Annotated in this window: 17 protein-coding genes; 7 read left to right on the top strand and 10 right to left on the bottom strand. The window is 71.2% G+C overall.

From position 1 onward, the window contains the following. Positions 1–49 precede the first annotated feature (49 nt). Genes IE168_RS02050 through IE168_RS02040 form a run of 3 tightly spaced genes read left to right on the top strand, consistent with a single transcriptional unit; the run spans position 50 to position 3,185 of the window. On the top strand, positions 50–907 hold the full coding sequence (locus IE168_RS02050) for an N-formylglutamate amidohydrolase (RefSeq protein ID WP_189494691.1): 858 nt from the start codon (positions 50–52) through the stop codon (positions 905–907). Then, complete coding sequence (locus IE168_RS02045; protein WP_189494687.1) at positions 904–2,127, top strand: peptidase MATCAP family protein; 1,224 nt, start codon at positions 904–906, stop codon at positions 2,125–2,127. The genes IE168_RS02050 and IE168_RS02045 overlap by 4 nt, the downstream gene beginning before the upstream one ends. Then, entirely contained in the window at positions 2,124–3,185 is a 1,062-nt protein-coding gene (locus tag IE168_RS02040; protein WP_229823014.1) for a glutathione synthetase, read from the top strand. Before IE168_RS02045 ends, IE168_RS02040 begins: the two co-directional genes overlap by 4 nt. Positions 3,186–3,201: 16 nt before the next feature. Here IE168_RS02040 and IE168_RS02035 read toward each other — a convergent pair whose 3' ends face one another. Both IE168_RS02035 and IE168_RS02030 read right to left on the bottom strand, forming a co-directional pair. Beyond that, positions 3,202–4,728, bottom strand: a complete 1,527-nt coding sequence (locus IE168_RS02035; RefSeq protein ID WP_189494684.1) for an N-acyl-D-amino-acid deacylase family protein — start codon at positions 4,726–4,728, stop codon at positions 3,202–3,204. Between the two features lie 161 nt (positions 4,729–4,889). Next, the gene (locus IE168_RS02030; protein WP_189494681.1) at positions 4,890–5,447 is read right to left on the bottom strand and encodes a DUF3228 family protein; all 558 of its coding nucleotides are present in this window, start codon (positions 5,445–5,447) and stop codon (positions 4,890–4,892) included. Between the two features lie 41 nt (positions 5,448–5,488). Between IE168_RS02030 and IE168_RS02025 the strand changes: the two genes are divergently transcribed. Then, positions 5,489–6,823 carry a M14 family zinc carboxypeptidase gene (locus IE168_RS02025; RefSeq protein WP_189494678.1) on the top strand — a complete coding sequence of 445 codons (1,335 nt, stop codon included), beginning with the start codon at positions 5,489–5,491 and terminating at the stop codon, positions 6,821–6,823. A gap of 23 nt (positions 6,824–6,846) precedes the next feature. Here IE168_RS02025 and IE168_RS02020 read toward each other — a convergent pair whose 3' ends face one another. Beyond that, positions 6,847–7,896 (bottom strand): S66 peptidase family protein, encoded by a 1,050-nt coding sequence (locus IE168_RS02020; RefSeq protein ID WP_189494675.1) that lies wholly within the window; start codon positions 7,894–7,896, stop codon positions 6,847–6,849. Between the two features lie 143 nt (positions 7,897–8,039). Here IE168_RS02020 and IE168_RS02015 point away from each other — a divergent pair, with 143 nt between their 5' ends. Further along, positions 8,040–10,670, top strand: coding sequence for a hypothetical protein (locus IE168_RS02015; RefSeq protein ID WP_189494672.1), 2,631 nt, complete (start codon positions 8,040–8,042; stop codon positions 10,668–10,670). Positions 10,671–10,863: 193 nt separating this feature from the next. After that, entirely contained in the window at positions 10,864–10,992 is a 129-nt protein-coding gene (locus IE168_RS14790; protein ID WP_386660146.1) for a hypothetical protein, read from the top strand. Between the two features lie 250 nt (positions 10,993–11,242). Here the strand turns inward: IE168_RS14790 and IE168_RS02010 are convergent, their stop codons facing one another. After that, positions 11,243–11,533, bottom strand: a complete 291-nt coding sequence (locus IE168_RS02010) for a hypothetical protein (RefSeq protein ID WP_189494670.1) — start codon at positions 11,531–11,533, stop codon at positions 11,243–11,245. Positions 11,534–11,574: 41 nt separating this feature from the next. Continuing rightward, positions 11,575–12,138 (bottom strand): DUF4142 domain-containing protein, encoded by a 564-nt coding sequence (locus IE168_RS02005; protein WP_189494668.1) that lies wholly within the window; start codon positions 12,136–12,138, stop codon positions 11,575–11,577. Positions 12,139–12,319: 181 nt separating this feature from the next. Here IE168_RS02005 and IE168_RS02000 point away from each other — a divergent pair, with 181 nt between their 5' ends. After that, the gene (locus IE168_RS02000; protein WP_189494666.1) at positions 12,320–13,063 is read left to right on the top strand and encodes a DNA-formamidopyrimidine glycosylase family protein; all 744 of its coding nucleotides are present in this window, start codon (positions 12,320–12,322) and stop codon (positions 13,061–13,063) included. 42 nt (positions 13,064–13,105) lie between these two features. Here IE168_RS02000 and IE168_RS01995 read toward each other — a convergent pair whose 3' ends face one another. From IE168_RS01995 to IE168_RS01975, 5 genes are all read right to left on the bottom strand, one after another. Further along, positions 13,106–13,702, bottom strand: a complete 597-nt coding sequence (locus IE168_RS01995) for a DUF1989 domain-containing protein (RefSeq protein ID WP_229823012.1) — start codon at positions 13,700–13,702, stop codon at positions 13,106–13,108. 23 nt (positions 13,703–13,725) lie between these two features. Continuing rightward, the gene (gene gntA / locus IE168_RS01990) at positions 13,726–14,433 is read right to left on the bottom strand and encodes a guanitoxin biosynthesis heme-dependent pre-guanitoxin N-hydroxylase GntA (RefSeq protein ID WP_189494663.1); all 708 of its coding nucleotides are present in this window, start codon (positions 14,431–14,433) and stop codon (positions 13,726–13,728) included. An 86-nt stretch (positions 14,434–14,519) separates the two neighbouring features. Further along, positions 14,520–14,900 carry a hypothetical protein gene (locus tag IE168_RS01985; protein ID WP_229823010.1) on the bottom strand — a complete coding sequence of 127 codons (381 nt, stop codon included), beginning with the start codon at positions 14,898–14,900 and terminating at the stop codon, positions 14,520–14,522. A gap of 152 nt (positions 14,901–15,052) precedes the next feature. Next, on the bottom strand, positions 15,053–15,964 hold the full coding sequence (locus tag IE168_RS01980; protein ID WP_189494660.1) for a pseudouridine synthase: 912 nt from the start codon (positions 15,962–15,964) through the stop codon (positions 15,053–15,055). Positions 15,965–15,986: 22 nt separating this feature from the next. Beyond that, positions 15,987–16,709, bottom strand: a complete 723-nt coding sequence (locus IE168_RS01975) for a DUF5666 domain-containing protein (protein ID WP_189494655.1) — start codon at positions 16,707–16,709, stop codon at positions 15,987–15,989. Positions 16,710–16,727 lie beyond the last annotated feature (18 nt).

Below are 16,727 nucleotides of genomic sequence, written 5' to 3'. Positions count from 1 at the left end.
AGCGCGGTGGTCACGGCATGATCATTGCGGCGCTGCCAGCATCGGCACCATGGCTTTGCGAGACATCACCGCCGCGCGCGGCCGCTACTTCGCCGGCGACGACCTGCCGATCCCCAGCCCCGCGACGCGCGAATGGAACATCGCGGTGTCCGACGGCCCCGTGGTCGCCACCGCGATCCACGACGGCCACCGCATCCGGTCCGCGCTGCGGCCGCTGCTGGCGCTTCCCGACGCCGCACGCTTCCGCGAGGAGGATCCGCTCACCGGCCTGCTCACCGCCGTCGGCGACGTGCGCATCCAGGTTCCGACCTCGCGCTTCGAGCTCGACCACAACCGGCCGCGCAAGGGCGCGGTGTACACCGGCCCGGACGACTGCTGGGGCCTGGAGGTATGGCGGCGGCCGCTGCCCGAGTCCGAGATCGCACGGTCGCTCGCCGGCTGGGACCGCTTCCGCTCGATGGTCGCGGAGCTGCTCGACCGCCTGCTCGAACGCTGGGACGCGGTGCTGCTGGTCGACATCCACAGCTACAACCACCGCCGCGACGGTCCCGATGCCGACGCCGCGCCGCAGGACGACAACCCGGACATCGAGCTGGGGCTGACCACGGCCGACCCCGCGCGCTGGAGCGCGGTGACCGCGCGCTTCGCCGACGCGCTGCGCGCCACGCCGATCGCCGGCCGCATGCCGGATGTGCGTGCAAACGTGCGCTTCCCCACCGGTGGCGACTTCCCGGAATGGGTATACGCGCGCTGGGGCAGCCGCGTGTGCACGATCTCGCCCGAATACAAGAAGATCTTCATGGACGAGCACAGCGGCCAGGCGGACATCGCCGCGCTGTATGCCATGCGCGACGGGCTCCAGGCCGCGGTCGACGCGGTGCGGGACGACTTCAGGGCCGCCGGGTGAGCGCGGACCACGGCGCCGTGTCGCCGCGCCCGTTGCCGCCGGTCGCCGCCGAGGTGGACGCGGCGCTGATCGAGATCGACGCCGGACTGGACTGGCTGATCGCGCTTACGCCGCTCGGCACCGACGCGCTCTGGGAGGACTTCGAGGCCTCCGGCCGCCGGCGGGTGGCACCACTGCGCTACGCCGAGCCGCCGGCGGGCCTCGACGCGATGCGCGAGCGCCTGCTGGCGCTGCCGGTGGAGCGGATCGAGTCACCGCTGCTGGCCGGCGTACTGGGCGAGAAGCAGCGCGAACTCGCGCGCATGATCGAACTGGTGCGCCTGCGCGGCACCGACGGTTTCGTGGGCGCCAGCATCGACCTGTTCGGCGGCGTCGAGGCCGGACTGCTCGCGCTGGCCAGCGACGTCCTCGCCAGCGTCGCCGACAGCGAGCCGCTGGAAGCCGACACCGGCGTCGACGCGGTGGTAGCCGCGGTCGAGGACGAAGTGGACTGGTACCGCGGGCGCGCGCCCGGCTTCAGTCTCGACGTGGTGGTCGACGCCGACATCGGCTCGCTGATGATGGTGTCCCACGGCCGGCTGTACCTCGATGCACGCCTGCGCCTGCCGCGCGCGCGTCTGCAGCCGCTGGTGCAGCACGAGATCGGCACCCACGTGCTCACGCGCCACAACGGCCTGCAGCAACCGCTGCGCCAGCTTTCGGTGGGGCTTGCGCACTACGACCCGCTGCAGGAAGGCCTGGGCGTGCTGGCCGAATACCTGTCCGGCTACCTGCCCGGCGAGCGGCTGCGGGTGCTGGCCGCGCGCGTGGTGGCCGCCGACATGGCGATCCATGGCGAAGACATCCCCGCCGTCTTCGCCTGCCTGCACGACGCCCACGGCTTTTCCACCGCCGACGCCTTCGACATCGCGGTGCGCGCGCTCCGCGGCGGCGGCCTCACCAAGGATGCGGTCTACCTGCGCGGCCTGCGCGACCTGCTCGGGCACCTTGGCTCCGGCGGCAGCTTCGAGTGGCTGTTCGCCGGCAAGTTCGCGCTCGACCACCTGGTGGTGCTGGAGCAGCTCGCGGCCGCCGGCTGGGTGCTGCCGCCCGCGCTGCTGCCCCGCTACGCGCTGGCCGACGGCTTCGACGACGTGCTGGCGCGTTGCAGGCAGGCCGGCGTCGCCGGCCTGCACCACGTCCATCCCCCTTCCCCCGCCTCCCAGGAATCCGTGCCATGAGCGACCGCACCCTGCGGCTCGGCTTCGTCGTCAACGACGTCGCCACCGAACAGGACAACTACACCACCATCCGCCTGGCGCGCACCGCGGCCAACCAGGGTCACCAGGTAGCGCTGATCGGCCTGGCCGACTTCATCTACGACGCCAACGGCACCGTCTGCGCGATGGCGCACCTCCCCGCCGGCAGCGCCTACGCCGACGACCAGGCGCTGCTCGACGAGATCCAGGGCGAGGAGGCCGCCACCCAGCGCATCAACGTCGAGGAGCTGGACGTGCTGATGCTGCGCAGCGACCCGGCCGAAGAACTGGTTGAGCGACCATGGGCCTCGAACAGCGCCCTGCTGTTCGCGCAGCTGGTGACGCGGCGCGGCGTGATCGTGCTCAACGATCCCTTCCACCTCACCAACGCCTCCAACAAGACCTATTTCCAGCACTTCCCCGAGGAGGTGCGCCCGGTCACCTGCATCAGCCGCGACGCCGACGAGCTGCGCGCCTTCATCGCCACCCACGGCGGCCGCGGCGTGATCAAGCCGCTGCAGGGATCCGGCGGGCACGGCGTGTTCGTGGTCAAGGACGGCGACGCGGCCAACCTCAACCAGATGATCGAGGCGGTGATCCGCGACGGCTACGCGATCGCGCAGGAGTACCTACCAGGCGCCGCCGAGGGCGACCTGCGGCTGCTGACCCTCAACGGCCGGCCGTTGCGCGTCGACGGACGCTACGCCTGCTTCCGCCGCTACAACGACAGCGGCGACGCGCGCAGCAACATCAGCGCCGGCGGCAAGATCGAGCTGGCCGAGCCCGACGCCGACGCGCTGCGGCTGGCCGAAGCGGTGGCGCCGAAGCTGATCCGCGACGGCATGTACCTGGCCGGCCTCGACATCGTCGGCGACAAGCTGATGGAGGTGAACGTGGACACGCCCGGCGGCATCAACATGGCCGAGGCGCTGACCGGCGTCGACTTCAGCAGCGCCATCATCGCGGACATGGCGCGCAAGGTGCGGCTGCGCGAGCAGTACCGCGGGATCCTGTCGAATGCGGAGCTTGCGGTGATGTGACGTGCCGGGCGCCGGCTCAGGCGCCCGCGGGCGTGGCACCGCGCCGCAGCAGGCGGCCGGCATTCGCACCGGCGGCGGCGTCCTCGAAGGCGGACTGTCCGTTCACCAGCACCAGGTCGAAGCCCTCGGCCATCGCCGTGGGATCCACGTAGTCGGCGCGGGCGCGCACGCGCTCGGGATCGAACAGCAGCAGGTCCGCCTTCGCGCCTTCGCGCACCAGGCCGCGGTCGCGCAGGCCGAGGATCGACGCCGGCAGCGAGGTCGCCTTGCGCACCGCCTCTTCCAGCGGCACGCGCGCGTCGCCGGTGGCGAAGGCCTCGATCCACTTCGCGAAGGTGCCCGCGCCGCGCGGATGGCTGCCGCCGGGCGAGCCGTCGCTGGCGATCGCGACGAAGGGCTCCAGCAGCAGACGGTCCTGCAGCGCGCGGTCCATGACGAAATGCGCGGCCTGGCCGCCGCCCGGCCCCAGCGCCACCAGCACCTCGACGAAGGGCCGGCCCTCGGCCTCCGCCACCTGCGCCAGCCTGCGGCCGGCGTGCGGCCCGGTGCCGAACAGCAGGGCGCCAGGGCCGTTGCGCTGCTCCATCCGCGCCGCCAGGTGCGCGCGCAGCTCGTCGCCGCGCGCGGCCACCACCGCCGGATAGTCGTTTGGCGGCAGTGCCCACTCCGGGAACAGGATGCCGATGCCGGTGTAGCTGGCCTCGTAGGGATAGGCGTCGGCGGTCGGGCTGTTGCCGGCGCCGCGCAGCCCGCGCAGGAAGGCCAGCAGCTCCTCCGCGGCGGCTTCGCCCTGGCCGTACACCACTTTCAGGTGGGAGACGTGTGCGCGCGCCGGCCCCGCGGCCTGCATGAGTTCGTCGATCGAGGCGCGCACGTCGCCGGCATCCTCCGAACGCATGTGGCTCATCACCACGCCATCGGCGCGCGCGACCACCGGCCCGAGCGAGGCCAGTTCGCGCATCTCCGCGTAGCGGCCGGGCACGTATTCCAGTCCGGTCGACAGGCCGAAGGCGCCGGCGCGCAGGTCGGCGTCGAGCACCGCCTGCAGCCGCTCCAGCTGCGTGTCCGAAGGCCGGCGCGTGCCGTCGTCGATGCCGGCGCGGCGGCGCAGCGCGCCGTGGCCGGACAGCGTCGCGACGTTGAGGCCCGGCGCCGCGGCCTCGACCGCGTCCATCCAGGCCGGGAGGCTGCCCGAGTCGCGCGCAGTGCCCGGCAGCGCGGGGCTGCCGCCGTCCTGACCCAGCACCACCGTGGTCACCCCCATCGCGAGGAACGGCGTGAACGCCACCTCCAGCGGGTCGCCGTGGGTGTGCAGGTCGATGAAGCCCGGCGCCAGCACGCGACCACCACCCTCGACCACGCGCAGTCCGTGCGCGTCGCGGGCGCGCACCCGACCGACGCGCGCGATGGTGTCGCCGTGCACCAGCACGTCGGTGCTTCGCGCGGGCGCGCCGCTGCCGTCGACCAGGCGCACGTCACGCAGCAGCACGCCCGCGCCAGCCGCCGGCGTCCCCCGCGCGCCGGCCATTCCCGGCAGCGCCATGCAGGCGGCCCCTGCCGCCATCGACGCCAGAACCTCGCGCCTGGACCACGTCCGCTGCCACATCGTGCCGCCTCCCCGGTTGACCGGAGCCCACCTTAGCCGAGGCGCAGCCGGATCACATCGGCTGCCGGCCGCTGCGGGCCCTGCCGGCGCGCGGACCGTCAGCCGCGCCAGTTGGCGTGCGCGTCCCAGAACTCCACGGCGCGGCGGTAGGCCTCGCGGTCGATCGGCACCCCCGACCCGCCCTCCTCCACGCCCAGCGCATTGCGCATCATCGTGATCGGCGCCATCGGCGTTTCCTCGGGTTCGGCGGTGTACATGCAGCCGACCACGCCCCAGTCGGCGTCGATCGGCGTGCCCTCCTTCGCCATCTGCTCGCGGCTGTAGAGGATGACGACAAGGTACTCGGCCACCGGCGGCTCCAGGCCTTCGAACCAGCGCACCAGCACCGGCAGTTCATCGCGGCTGCGCGCCTCGTAGGCCGAGCGCAGCAGGTGGCGGTTGGCGTCGGTGATGGGCACTGAGAGGCAGCGGGTCGAGGTCCAGTTGCGGTGCACGTGCAGCTTGCAGAACGGCGCATAGCCGTCGAGGACCTTCAGCGGCGGCACTTCGTTGAGATGGCGCTCGAACTGCTCCGGCGTGCAGTCCTGGATGGTGTTGCGACGCGGCTCGCGGGGGAACAGACGGGCGCGGGCGAAATCGGTGAGGATGATCGACATGGGGGCCATGCTACAGCCCCGCCCGCACCTGGAGCCTTGCGATGCGCCTTGCCCTGATCCTCCTGCTTTCGCTGTCGATGCTGCCGGCCACCGCCGCGACCGCGACGCCCCCGCCGCCGGACTGGCTGGACGGGCTCGAGGCACTGTATGACGCCGGCCTCCGCGTCGACGGCCTGGATGACCGCCGGTTCCAGCCGGAGGCGTGGTGGGACATCGCCCTGCCTCTGGCATCCCGCAAGCGCGGCTTCACGGTGGAAACCATCGGCAGCAGCGCCGAAGGCCGCCCGCTGCGCCACGTGGCCTGGGGCGAAGGCGACACGCGCGTGCTGCTGTGGTCGCAGATGCACGGCGACGAGAGCACGGCATCGATGGCGCTGGCCGACCTGCTGCGCTTCCTGGGCGAACACCCCGACGACCCGCTGGTCCGGCGCCTGCGCAGCGGCACCACCCTGCACTTCATGCCGATCGTGAACCCCGACGGCGCGGCGCGCTTCCAGCGCCGCAACGCCCAGGGCGTCGACGTCAACCGCGACGCCCGCGCCCTGGCCACGCCGGAAGGCCGCGCCCTGCACGGACTGCGCGAGCGCGTGCGGCCGGCCTTCGGCTTCAACCTGCACGACCAGCACGTCGGCTACCGCGCCGGCGATTCCGACCGCGGCACCGCCATCGCCCTGCTCGCCCCCGCCTTCAACGAGGCGCGCGAGGTGGACGCCAGCCGCGCACGCGCCATCGAAGTGGCGGTGGCGATCCGCGCCGCGCTCGAGCCCCGGATCGCCGGCCACATCGCGAAGTGGGACGACACCTTCAATCCGCGCGCCTTCGGCGACCTCACCGCGAAGGCCGGCGTGTCCACGATCCTGATCGAATCCGGCGGCATCGAGGGCGACGTGCAGAAGCAGCGACTGCGCAAGCTCAACTTCCTGGCGCTGGCCGCCGCGCTGGACGCCATCGCCACGGGCGCGCACGCGGGCCTGCCGCACGCGGCCTACGAGGAGCTTCCGGAAAACGGCGAGACCTGGCCCGATCTGCTGGTCACCGGAGGCACCCTGGTGCTGCCGGGACGGCCGCAGGCACGGGTCGACCTGCTGCTGCGATTCGACCAGCCGCTGCTGGGACGCGGCGGCCGCATCGCCGATGTCGGCGACCTGGGCGGCGCGAAGGCACGCCGCGTGATCGACGCCAGCGGCCTTTACATCATTCCCTTCGCTCCGCCCGGCGGCGATGCGACGGAGGAGCGCGGCGGCTTCGGGCCCGGCATGTCCGCACATTTCCACCTTGCGCGTGACGCCGGAGGCCGCGATGTCGCCTGGACGCTGGACTGCGACATCGACGCGGCCCTGCCTATGCCTGCGGCTGCCACGAAGGACAGCGAGTAACCGCCCTGTAGCGCAGTAGCGCGCTACCCCGCCTGGAACACCGGCTCCAGCAGACGGAAGCTCCCGGCATCGGCATCCATCTCCACCCGGCCGCCCACCGGCACGATGAATTGCTGGCGGATGTGCCCGATCATCGCGCCGCGGTACGCGGGCACGCCCAGCGGCCGGATGTGGTCGTCGAAGATCTGGTCGAGGGTGAGCGAGCCGTAGCCGCCGCCCGGATCGCAGTCGGTGCATTCGCCGAAGATGAAGCCGGCGATGCCGTCCAGCGCGCCCATCAGCTTGAGCGTGGTGAGCATGCGGTCGACGCGGTACGGCGCCTCGGACACGTCCTCCAGGAACAGGATCCTGCCGCGGAAGTCCGGAAGGTAGGGCGAGCCCGCCAGCGCGCTGAGCACCGCCAGGTTGCCGCCCACCAGTTCGCCCCGTGCGCGGCCACCGGTGATGGTGAGCGTGCGGTTGCGACGCGCCACCAGTTCGTCGCCGGCTTCCACCAGATTGCGGTATTCCACCAGTTCGCGCTCGAAGAAGACGCGGCGGAACTGGTCGGCGTTGAAGCGGTTCCAGCTGCCGGTGCCGTTGGGGCCGTGGAAGGTGACCAGGCCGGTCTGCGCGTGGATCGCGCAATGCAGCGCGGTGATGTCGGAGTAGCCGAGCAGGGCCTTGGGGTTGGCGCGGATGGCCTCGTAGTCGAGCAGCGGCAGCAGCCGCGCCGCGCCGGAACCGCCACGCAGGGCGATCACGGCCCGGACCTCCGGGTCGGCAAAGGCGGTGTTGATGTCCCCCGCACGCTCGGCGTCGGTGCCGGCGAGGTGGCCGTAGCGCGATCCGTAGTGCGCGCCGGTCTTCACTTTGAAGCCGAGCGCCTCCATGACTTCCCGTGGGAGCTGCAGATTGATGCGTTCGTCGGTGGCGGACGAGGGGCTGACCAGGGCCACGGTATCGCCCTTGCGGAGCGGCACCGGCAGCAGGCGGCTGCGCGATGCCGCGAACGCGTGGCCACCTAAGCCGCCTGCAAGTGGCAGCAACAAACCTGCAGCTGCGGCGTTCGTGATGAATTCCCGCCTGTTCATGTCGCTCGTCCGCATTCCGGTGGCGGCCCAGCCTAGCAACCGCTCCCCCGCCATGGATAGCGTCGCCGGTGGGGCGAACCCTAGATTGGCACACCGCCCGCGCGCCACGACCATGGTCGCAGACACGTTTCCGGGACCACCGCATGAACCGTCCGGTCGACATCCTTCCCAGGATCCCGCCTCCCCCACCGCCGCCGCCACCGCCGCCACCGCCGCCCCCCGCGGCCGAGAAAGCCAAGGTTCCCGAAGGCGTCAACAAGGACGTGGAGGCGGCAGTCAACAAGGTGGTCGACCCCGATATCGGCCAGAAGGAACTCACCCAGGCCTACCAGGAAGTCCAGGCGTACTACGACGCCGTCGCCAGCGGCGGCGACTTCACCGGCATCGACGCCGCCACCCTGGAAGGCAACGCGATAGGAACCCTGGAACGGGCCGGGATTCCCACGCGCTTCGATTCCGAAGTCGTGGCGGCCGTTGACCAGGCGCTCCACGCAAACACCACCGTCACCCGCGGCGTCACGCTGGAAGGCGCCACCCCGGCGGAGCGGTTGGAGGCCTACCAGACGGTGCAGGACTACGTCGACGGCGTGGGCGGCATCGGCGATGCCGGCATCACTCCGGAATCCCTGCCCGGACGCAGCGACCAGCTGCTGCGCGAAGCCGGCATCCCGACCCGCTCCAGCGCCGCCACGGACTACGTGGAAAATGCGCTGGAGGGCTTCGACGACCTCAGCGACCGCGAGCAGTTCGACGCGATCAAGGAAGCGACCGCGCGACTGGAGCAGATGACCGCGGACCTCGACCCCGAAGCCGCAGCGGCCATCGTCGACCAGGCGCTGGAGCCGATCGCCGGACGCATGGACGACATCGGCTTCTTCCCCGGCACCGTCCACAGCGCCGAGGGCGAAGCGGCACTGGCCTCGCTGGCCACCGTGGCCGACCGCGTGGCCGGCACGCGCCAGGGCGACAGCCTGCTGACCCGCATCGCCGACGTGATGTTCGACGCCACCGGCCCGGCGAACGAATCTCTGATGGCGCCGCTGCGCGACGAAGGCATCGGCCTGCCCCTGTACCTGCACATGGCCGACATGGTCGAAACGCGCTTCGGCGAGCACGAGCTCGACATGTTCACCGGCAACATCGACAAGGCGCTCGATGACTACGTGGAGAAGAAGGTGGAGCCCGCCATCGAGGCGTACTCCGAACACACTTCCGAACTCAACTGGATGCTGCAGAACCTGGGTGCCGGCGCGTCTCCGGAGATGCTGCAGAAGGCAATCGAGGACTACGCCAAGGCCAATCCCGGCTGGCAGGAGGAGCACGACCGGCTGCAGGGCGAGGTCGCGGAGCACGGCGGGGCGCTGCTGCAGCAGATCGATGCGCTGCGCGACCTTCCTCCGGGCATCAAGGATGCGTACGGCGACGACGCCAGCGCGCGCATCAAGTCGCTGCTCGAGGACCCGGAGACGGGCTACGCCATCGCCACCGCCGCCAGCACCGATCCCGAAGCCATCCAGGGCCTCGACCTGCCGGAAATGGTGGGCTTCGCCGACGCCCTGAAGCTGGGCAACAGCGGCCAGAAGGTGGTCAAGGCGCTCGCCTCCGCCCATGTACAGAACAACGTGCTGGGCACGCTGGCCAATATCGATCCCGCCGATCCCGAGGCCCTGGCCAACGCGCGTTCGCAGATATCCACCCTGCGCAATCCCGCGATCGCCACCGCACTGGGCCTGGATCCATCGCAGCTCGGCGACCTCGACGCGGCGGTGAACGAACTGCAGCGCATCCTGCCGCAGAACGGGGAAACCCTGTCGCAGGCCGATGTCGACACCCGGCTGCGCCAGCTCAACGACAGCCTCGACAAACTCGATGCCTTCGATCGCGCGCAGCCGCTGGGCCAGGTGTTCCGCGGCATCGGCGTGGCGGCGGGCGTGGCGTCGCTGTGGGGATCCACGACCGGCCTCATCGACGATCCCTCGCTGGAGTCCGGTGTCAGGGTGCTGGCCGATTCCGCAGGCCTGGCGGTCGCCACTGGCGACCTCGCCACCGGCTTGGGCGCGATTCCCGAGTCCAGCCCGTGGAGCCGCTTCTCGGCCAGCAGCACGCTGGGTAAGGTGCTTGGCGGCGTCGGCATCGGGCTTGGCCTGGTGGGCGTGGCCGACAGCCTGTCCGAGGGCGACCTGGCGCAGGCCGGCATCGGCCTTGCCGGCGTGGGCGGCGGCGCGCTCGCGCTGCTCGGCACCAGCTCCTGGGCCGGCCCGGTGGGCGTGGGCATCGGCCTGATCGCCGCCGCGGCCAGCTTCGGACTCAACGTCCACCGCGCGAAGGCCGCGGAGGGCGAAGTGGAGGATGCAAGCCGCGGCTTCCTGGCATCGATGGGCTTCGATGCCGACGCCGCCGAGGTGCTCTCCGACTTCAGCGGCGATGGCTACAGTTCGATGCTGGTGCTGCAGGAGTACGCGACGCACAAGGGCTACGACCTCGACAAGCCGGAAGATGGCGAGGCCTTCGTGGATTGGATCAACGGCCTCCCCCGGGGCACGCTGGAAGACCTGAACAACAACCTCCACAAGGTCATCGACGGCTACGAAGGTGATCCCGGCAAGCTGGGCAGCGACACCACCCGGCCGCCCACGGAGTACTACGTGAACCCGAGCACCGGCGCGGCCACTCCGGTCAAGACCGTCTACGAGCCAAACACGGTGGGCGAGATCGATGCCTTCCTGTACCAGCGTGGCCACTACGCCGGCGGCAGCATCCTGGCCGAGAGATAGCGAAGACAGGGCCCGCTGCAGGCAGCGCGCACTGGTGCCCGAGCCCGGCCGCCCGTAACCTTGGCGGCCGCGAACCGGGGAACCATCCAGCGTGAGCAGACAGCCGTCGATACCGGCGCCCACGACTCACCCGCCCACTGCGAGAACTGCTCCCCCCCTGCATGCCGAGTTCTGCCACGCCTGCGGGCAATCCGTGCACAACCCGATCCGGCCCCTCGGCCACGCGGTCGAGGAGTTCTGCGAGGCCTTCTGGCATCTCGACGGGCGCGTGTTCCGCACTCTGCGCGACCTGTGGTCGCCGGGCGAGGTGGCGATCAACTAGCTCGCCGGCCACCGCGCGCGGCACATCGCGCCGCTGCGCATGTTCGTGGTCCTCAGCGTGCTCACCTTCTTCATCGGCGCGGTGGGCCTGCACGTGGACGACGGCGGTCGACACCAGCAGCGTCGAGGGCATCGCCTCGGCGGCGCTGGTGGCGACGATGCTGGTGTTCCTGGCCCGGTTGACCGCGGCCTGATCGAGGCGGGCGCGGCCCCGCCGCGCGGCGGGCCCGTCACCAGGCCCGCCGCCCCCCTCAGAACCGGACTTCGGCGCCGAACATCAGGGTGTCGGCACGGTTGACCTCGTAGTACCCATCGCCCCAGTAGTAGCTGTCGAAGTACACGTAGTTCGTGTAGGTCAGGCCGAGGTTGACGTGGCGGTTGATGTCGACGCCCAGGCCGAGCCCGAAGTAGCCGCCGTCGACGTCCATGCCGTAGTCGCCCTTCTCCTCGGCGCTCCAGTATCCGGCGCGCACCAGGGCGTAGACCGGGCTGCTGCGTCCGAAGTTGAAGCGGGCGTTGACGCCGATGCTGCCGTAGTCCACCTCCGCGACCTCGAAGCCGTCCTCCGATGCCGCCGCAGCCGTTACATCACCGCGCGCGGCCCGTCGTGGCCGGCCGCTTCCGTCGGCTCAGCAGACGCGACGACCGCATCGGCGTCGTCCCCCGCCGCCGGCGCCTGCAGCTGGCCAATACGCTCGGCGTGGGCCCGAAGCCTGGGCAGCACTTCCTCGGCCAGTGGTCCGCCCGCGCCACCCTGTTCGACCTCGCGCTCGTACAGGCGGATGGTCCTGCGATGGCACTTCGACATGTACTTCAGCCAGGCGCGGTCATAGGCCTCGCCCTGCAGCAGGTCGATCGCGTGCAGGTCAGCAAGCTGGCGGTCGTCCGGTTCGGGCAGGCCCAGGCCCGACGCGTCGGCAAGGTCGCGGTTATGCCCGCCGTGGTCGTGCTCCAGCTGCTGCGCGAACGCGCGCACGTCCGCCGAGGCCGCGCGCAGCTGGGCCGACTGCGCCGCGGCGACGTCGGCGATGCCCGACTGCAGCGCCTGCTGGAAGAAGGACTGCTTCGGCGGCTGTTTCGAAAGCGCCTTCCAGGCGGCGTAACCGGCACCGGCGACGACGCCGAGCTTGATGAGTCGTCCGAGCATGGAGGTCTCCTGGGACTTGTTGCGGTGGGGACAACCAGAACACCAGCCGGTGGATTCGTGAGGCGTGAAGCCGCCGTTATCCGCGCCGCGACGACGATGAACAGTCCCCGCAAGGACGCTCGCGCACCTTCACACGGCTCGCGTTGACGCATGCCTCATCGGCCACGCCGATACTGCGGACATGCCCGAAGGCCCTTCCATCGTCATCCTCCGCGAGGCCGCGGCGAAGTTCGCAGGTCGCAAGGTCCTGCGGGTCTCGGGCAACAGTACGCAGGACATCGCGCGCATGCAGGGGCGCAAGGTCCTGGCCGTGTGCAGCTGGGGAAAGCATTTCCTGCTGCAGTTCGACGGCTTCGGCCTGCGCATCCACTTCCTGCTGTTCGGCAGCTGGCGCATCGATGAAGAACGCGAGCGTCCGCCACGGCTGTCGCTCGGCTTCAGCAAGGGCGAGACGCTGAACTTCTATGCCTGTTCGGTGCGCTTCCTCGAGGGCGACCTCGACGCCCACTACGACTGGAGCGCCGACGTCATGGCCGACGCATGGGACGCCGCCGCCGCGCGTCGCAAGCTGCGCGCCGAGCCCGGGGTGATCGCCGCCGACACGCTGCTCGACCAGGACGTGTTCGCCGGCGTCGGCAACATCATCAAGAACGAGGTACTGCATCGCATCCGCGTGCACCCGGAAAGCCCGGTGGGCGCGCTGCCGCCCCGCAAGCTGGGTGAGCTGGTCACCCAGGCGCGCGAATACAGCTTCGACTTCTACCGCTGGAAGCAGGCGTTCGAGCTGAAAAAGCACTGCCAGGTTCATGCGAAGACGACCTGCCCGCGCGACGGCACCCGCCTGTCGTATCGCAAGCACCTCGGCCAGGCCAGGCGCCGCGCGTTCTGGTGCGACACCTGCCAGCGGCTGTACGACGGGAGCTGAAGCCACGCAGTGCGCGACCGCGACGGAGGCCGCGGTCGCCGGTCAGGCGCGCGCGACGGCGCGCTCCACCCGGAAGTCGATCGGCTTGTAGCTGAAATTGTTCGACTGGCCCGCCGAACAGGCCGTCATCGCCACCACCAGCGGCATTTCCGCGCGCAGGCGGACATGGTCGCCGGCGCGGCTGAGCGGTGGAAGCACGGCAACGGCGCCGGTGGCGGGGTCCATGGCGACGTGCATGAAGATGTTGAAGGCCACTGGCACCCGGTCGCGTCCGATACCCCATGGCGCCAGTGCCGTCGCGAGGTTGCCCTCGCAGCCCGGACGGCCAGGCCGTTCGTCGTAGAGCTTTTCGAACATCTCCTTCGAGCACGGCGTCAGGGTGAAGTCGTGGCGTCCGCAGGTGTCTTCGGCGATGGTGAACATCGGCCGACTGCGATTGGAGTACAGCACGTCGCCGGTGCTCAGCCACAGCTTGGCGGCGTAATCGATCGAGCGCCCCGACGAGAGGTACTCGTCGAGGTCGTCACGCGCGAAGGCCGTCAGGTCGCTGACCTGCTGGCCCATCGGATCGATCACGACCAGCTCATCGCCGGCGTCGAGTTCGATCGCGCGGCCGGAACAGGGCGGGATACGCTCCACGGGCACCGCGTCCGCCGCGCGGGTCAACGCCGCGCCCTCGGCCGGAACGGGCAGATCCAGTCGGCGTCGACGGCGCGCCCGCTGTACTGCCGGGCCTCCGAGGCTTCGCCATGGTCGGCCAGGTTGGGATTGATCGACCCCTGCAGGGCGATGTCACGCTCGCGCGTGGCCGCCTGCATCTTCGCGTAGCGGCCGTCGGCGCGAAGGCGGTCGAACTGGCGATGGGAGTTGAAGACCAGCGCCGGCGACGGCAGGCGGCGCGCCGTGCGCGACGCTCCCGCATGCAGCCCGATCACGAAGAATGGATGCCCGGCGAGGCTCAGGCTGAAGCGCGGGTCGGCCGGATCGGCACTGACGTCCGGCGCCCAGCGGCTCCCCCGGCCTGCGTCCAGCTCGTGCAGCCGCTGCAGCTGCGACCAGAGCAGCGCTTCGAAGCGCTGTTCACCGGTGTCGACGGGGCCGTCGAACAGCGCGACGAACGAGCGCACCGTGGAGTCGTCGCCATCGCCGGCGTCGAGCCCGGCGCCGAACGCAGCCAGCGCATCGAGCAGTCCGGCGTCGTTGCGGCGATCGCCGAGACGACCGAGTTCGAGGGTCTCGATGGCATCACGCGCGAGGGCCGCCTTCGACCCCACGCAGGGGAAGTCCGGGGCGTCGACGTGGGCGAGGAAGGTGCGGGTCAGGGCGCCGCTGCGCGGGTGCGCCCGGCGCGGATCGGAAACGGTCTTCATGGCCACGCACGCTAGCGGGCGACGCGCGACTGGCGCGTGAGTACCTTCGCCGCACAGCGGCGGCACTGCGCGGCATCAGCGCCGGTTCACCGCTTGGATCCCACGCCTGCTGCAGGCGTCAGCCGGTGCGCTGGATCAGTGCAGACCACCACTTCGCCCTCCCCGGACGCCTCGCCCACGACGTCCACGCGCATGCCCACGGCAAGCGCCTCGACTTCCACGGCCGCGGCCCTGCAAAGATTCCAGCGCGCGGGCAGCGCGACCGGCACGCGACCACCGCCATCGGCATCGACTTCGACCACGGCATGGCCGTCGTAGGTCCAGGGCTGCAGGTCGATGGAGGCGATCGTGCCTTGGATGCGGGTCGGCCCGGCCGCCGGAGCCGGCGCGGTGATGGCACATGATGCGACCAGCAGCGTGGCGGCGAGGGCAAACGGGAGCCGGCACGGCAGCGGGGTGCGGAACATGGGGAATCCAGTCGTGGCGTGACGCCGGAGCTTAGCGTGGCCGGGGATGGCCCGGCGTGGACGCGGCAATTGCCCGATCATGTGCGCACTTCGCTGGACCGCTGCCGTCCCAGACTCCGATTTCCCCAAGCGCCTCGGCCGCAGGCCCTCGATCAAGCCGCCGACGCTGCACGTCGCAGCGCGCACGGCCCCGGCGCCGCCACGAAGCTGCGCGGGACGCCGGTCAGCGGATCCTCGAAGTCCAGCGCGTGCGCCAGCAGCTGCAGCGGATGGGCGTAGTCGTCGGCGGCGCGTTCCCGCAGCGCGGGATAGGTGCGGTCGCCGAGGATCGGCGCACCCAGCGCTGCCATGTGCACGCGCAGCTGGTGCTTGCGGCCGGTCACCGGTTCCAGGCGGTAGCGCCAGGCCCCGTCGCCGCGCTCGAGCACCTCGACCACGCTCTCGCTGTCGGCCTCGCCGGGCACCTCGCGCATCCTGAAGAACGGCTCGCCGCGTTCCAGCCGGCTGCGGCGCACGTGCGGAAATTCCAGGCCGGGCAGCGGCGGCGCCAGCGCGAGGTAGCGCTTGCGGATCCGGCGCTCGCGGAACAGCGCCTGGTAGCGCCCGCGGCTGGCCGGATCGGCGGAAAACATGACCAGCCCGGCCGTTTCGCGGTCGATGCGGTGCAGCGGCACCAGCGCCGGGTTGCCCAGCCGGTGCACCAGCCTGGTCAGGAGCGTCTCCCGCACCCAGGCACCGGTGGGCGCGACCGGGAGGAAGTGCGGCTTGTCGACGACCACCAGGTGCGTATCGGCATGCACGATGGTTTCGACGAAGGGGATGGGAGCCTCGTCGGCGACCTCGCGGAAGTAGTGCACCTCCGCGCCCGGCCTGCAGGCGGCCGAGGCGGACAGCTCGCGGCCTTCGGCATCCAGCACTCGGCCACGCTCGAAGCGGTCGCGCCAAGCGTCCGGCGACACCTGCGGGAAGTGCGCGCACAGCGCTTCGAACACGGTGGCCCACGGCCCCTGCGGAAGCTGCAGGCGGCTGGCGGGAATGCCCTCGCGGGTGGGGCGCGTGCTCATCCGCGCAGCCTGGCCGCGATGCCTAGTACCCGACCGAACGCTCGACGAGGATGCGCTCCGCCAGCCACTGGTCGCGGCCGAGTCGACGCGCCTGCACGCGCACCAGGTCGCCGCGCTCGAGGTCCTCCGGCCGGTAGCGCCGGCCCTGGTACTCGACCGTGGTCCGGTCGTCGTAGGCCAGGTGCACGCGGCCGCCATGGCCCGCACCGTCCAGCCGGATCAGCCGCGCGCGCGCGTCCACATGCGAGACCGAGCCGCGCAGGGTGTCGCCGGTGCCGTAGCCCGGGTCGTAGCCGCCGCCGTAGCCTCCGTCGCGCACGTTGCGCACCACGTCGATCGAACGCGCCCACCACTCGCGTCCCGACTCGACCATGTCGATGCTCACCACGTCGCCGCGCTCCAGCCCTTCCACCGCGCTCTCGCGGCCCTGGTAGAAGAGGCGCGTGCGCTGGTCGTATCGCACTTCGCGCTGCAGCCCGCGGCCGCTGCGCGGGTCGTCGACCATGAGCAGGATGCGGTCGCGGCCGGTGTCGATGCGGTCGACCGTGCCCTGCACGCGGCTGGCATATGGCGACGGACCGCCCGGCACGGGGTAGCCCTGGTCCGGGTAGCCGCGATCGGGATAGCGCTGGTCCGGGTAGCCGTAGCCACCCGGTGCGCCATAGCCACCGGTGCTGGCGCAGCCGGCCAGCAGCAGCGTGCCGGCGGCCAGCGTGATGGCGGTGCTGCGAAGGGTGCGGGTCATGGGCATGCTCCAGGTCGG

The sequence above is a fragment of the Luteimonas padinae genome, assembly GCF_014652935.1.
GTDB lineage: Bacteria > Pseudomonadota > Gammaproteobacteria > Xanthomonadales > Xanthomonadaceae > Luteimonas > Luteimonas padinae.
The sequence above is the reverse complement of the archived record's forward strand: the minus strand, read 5'-3'. Positions and strand labels throughout refer to the sequence as shown.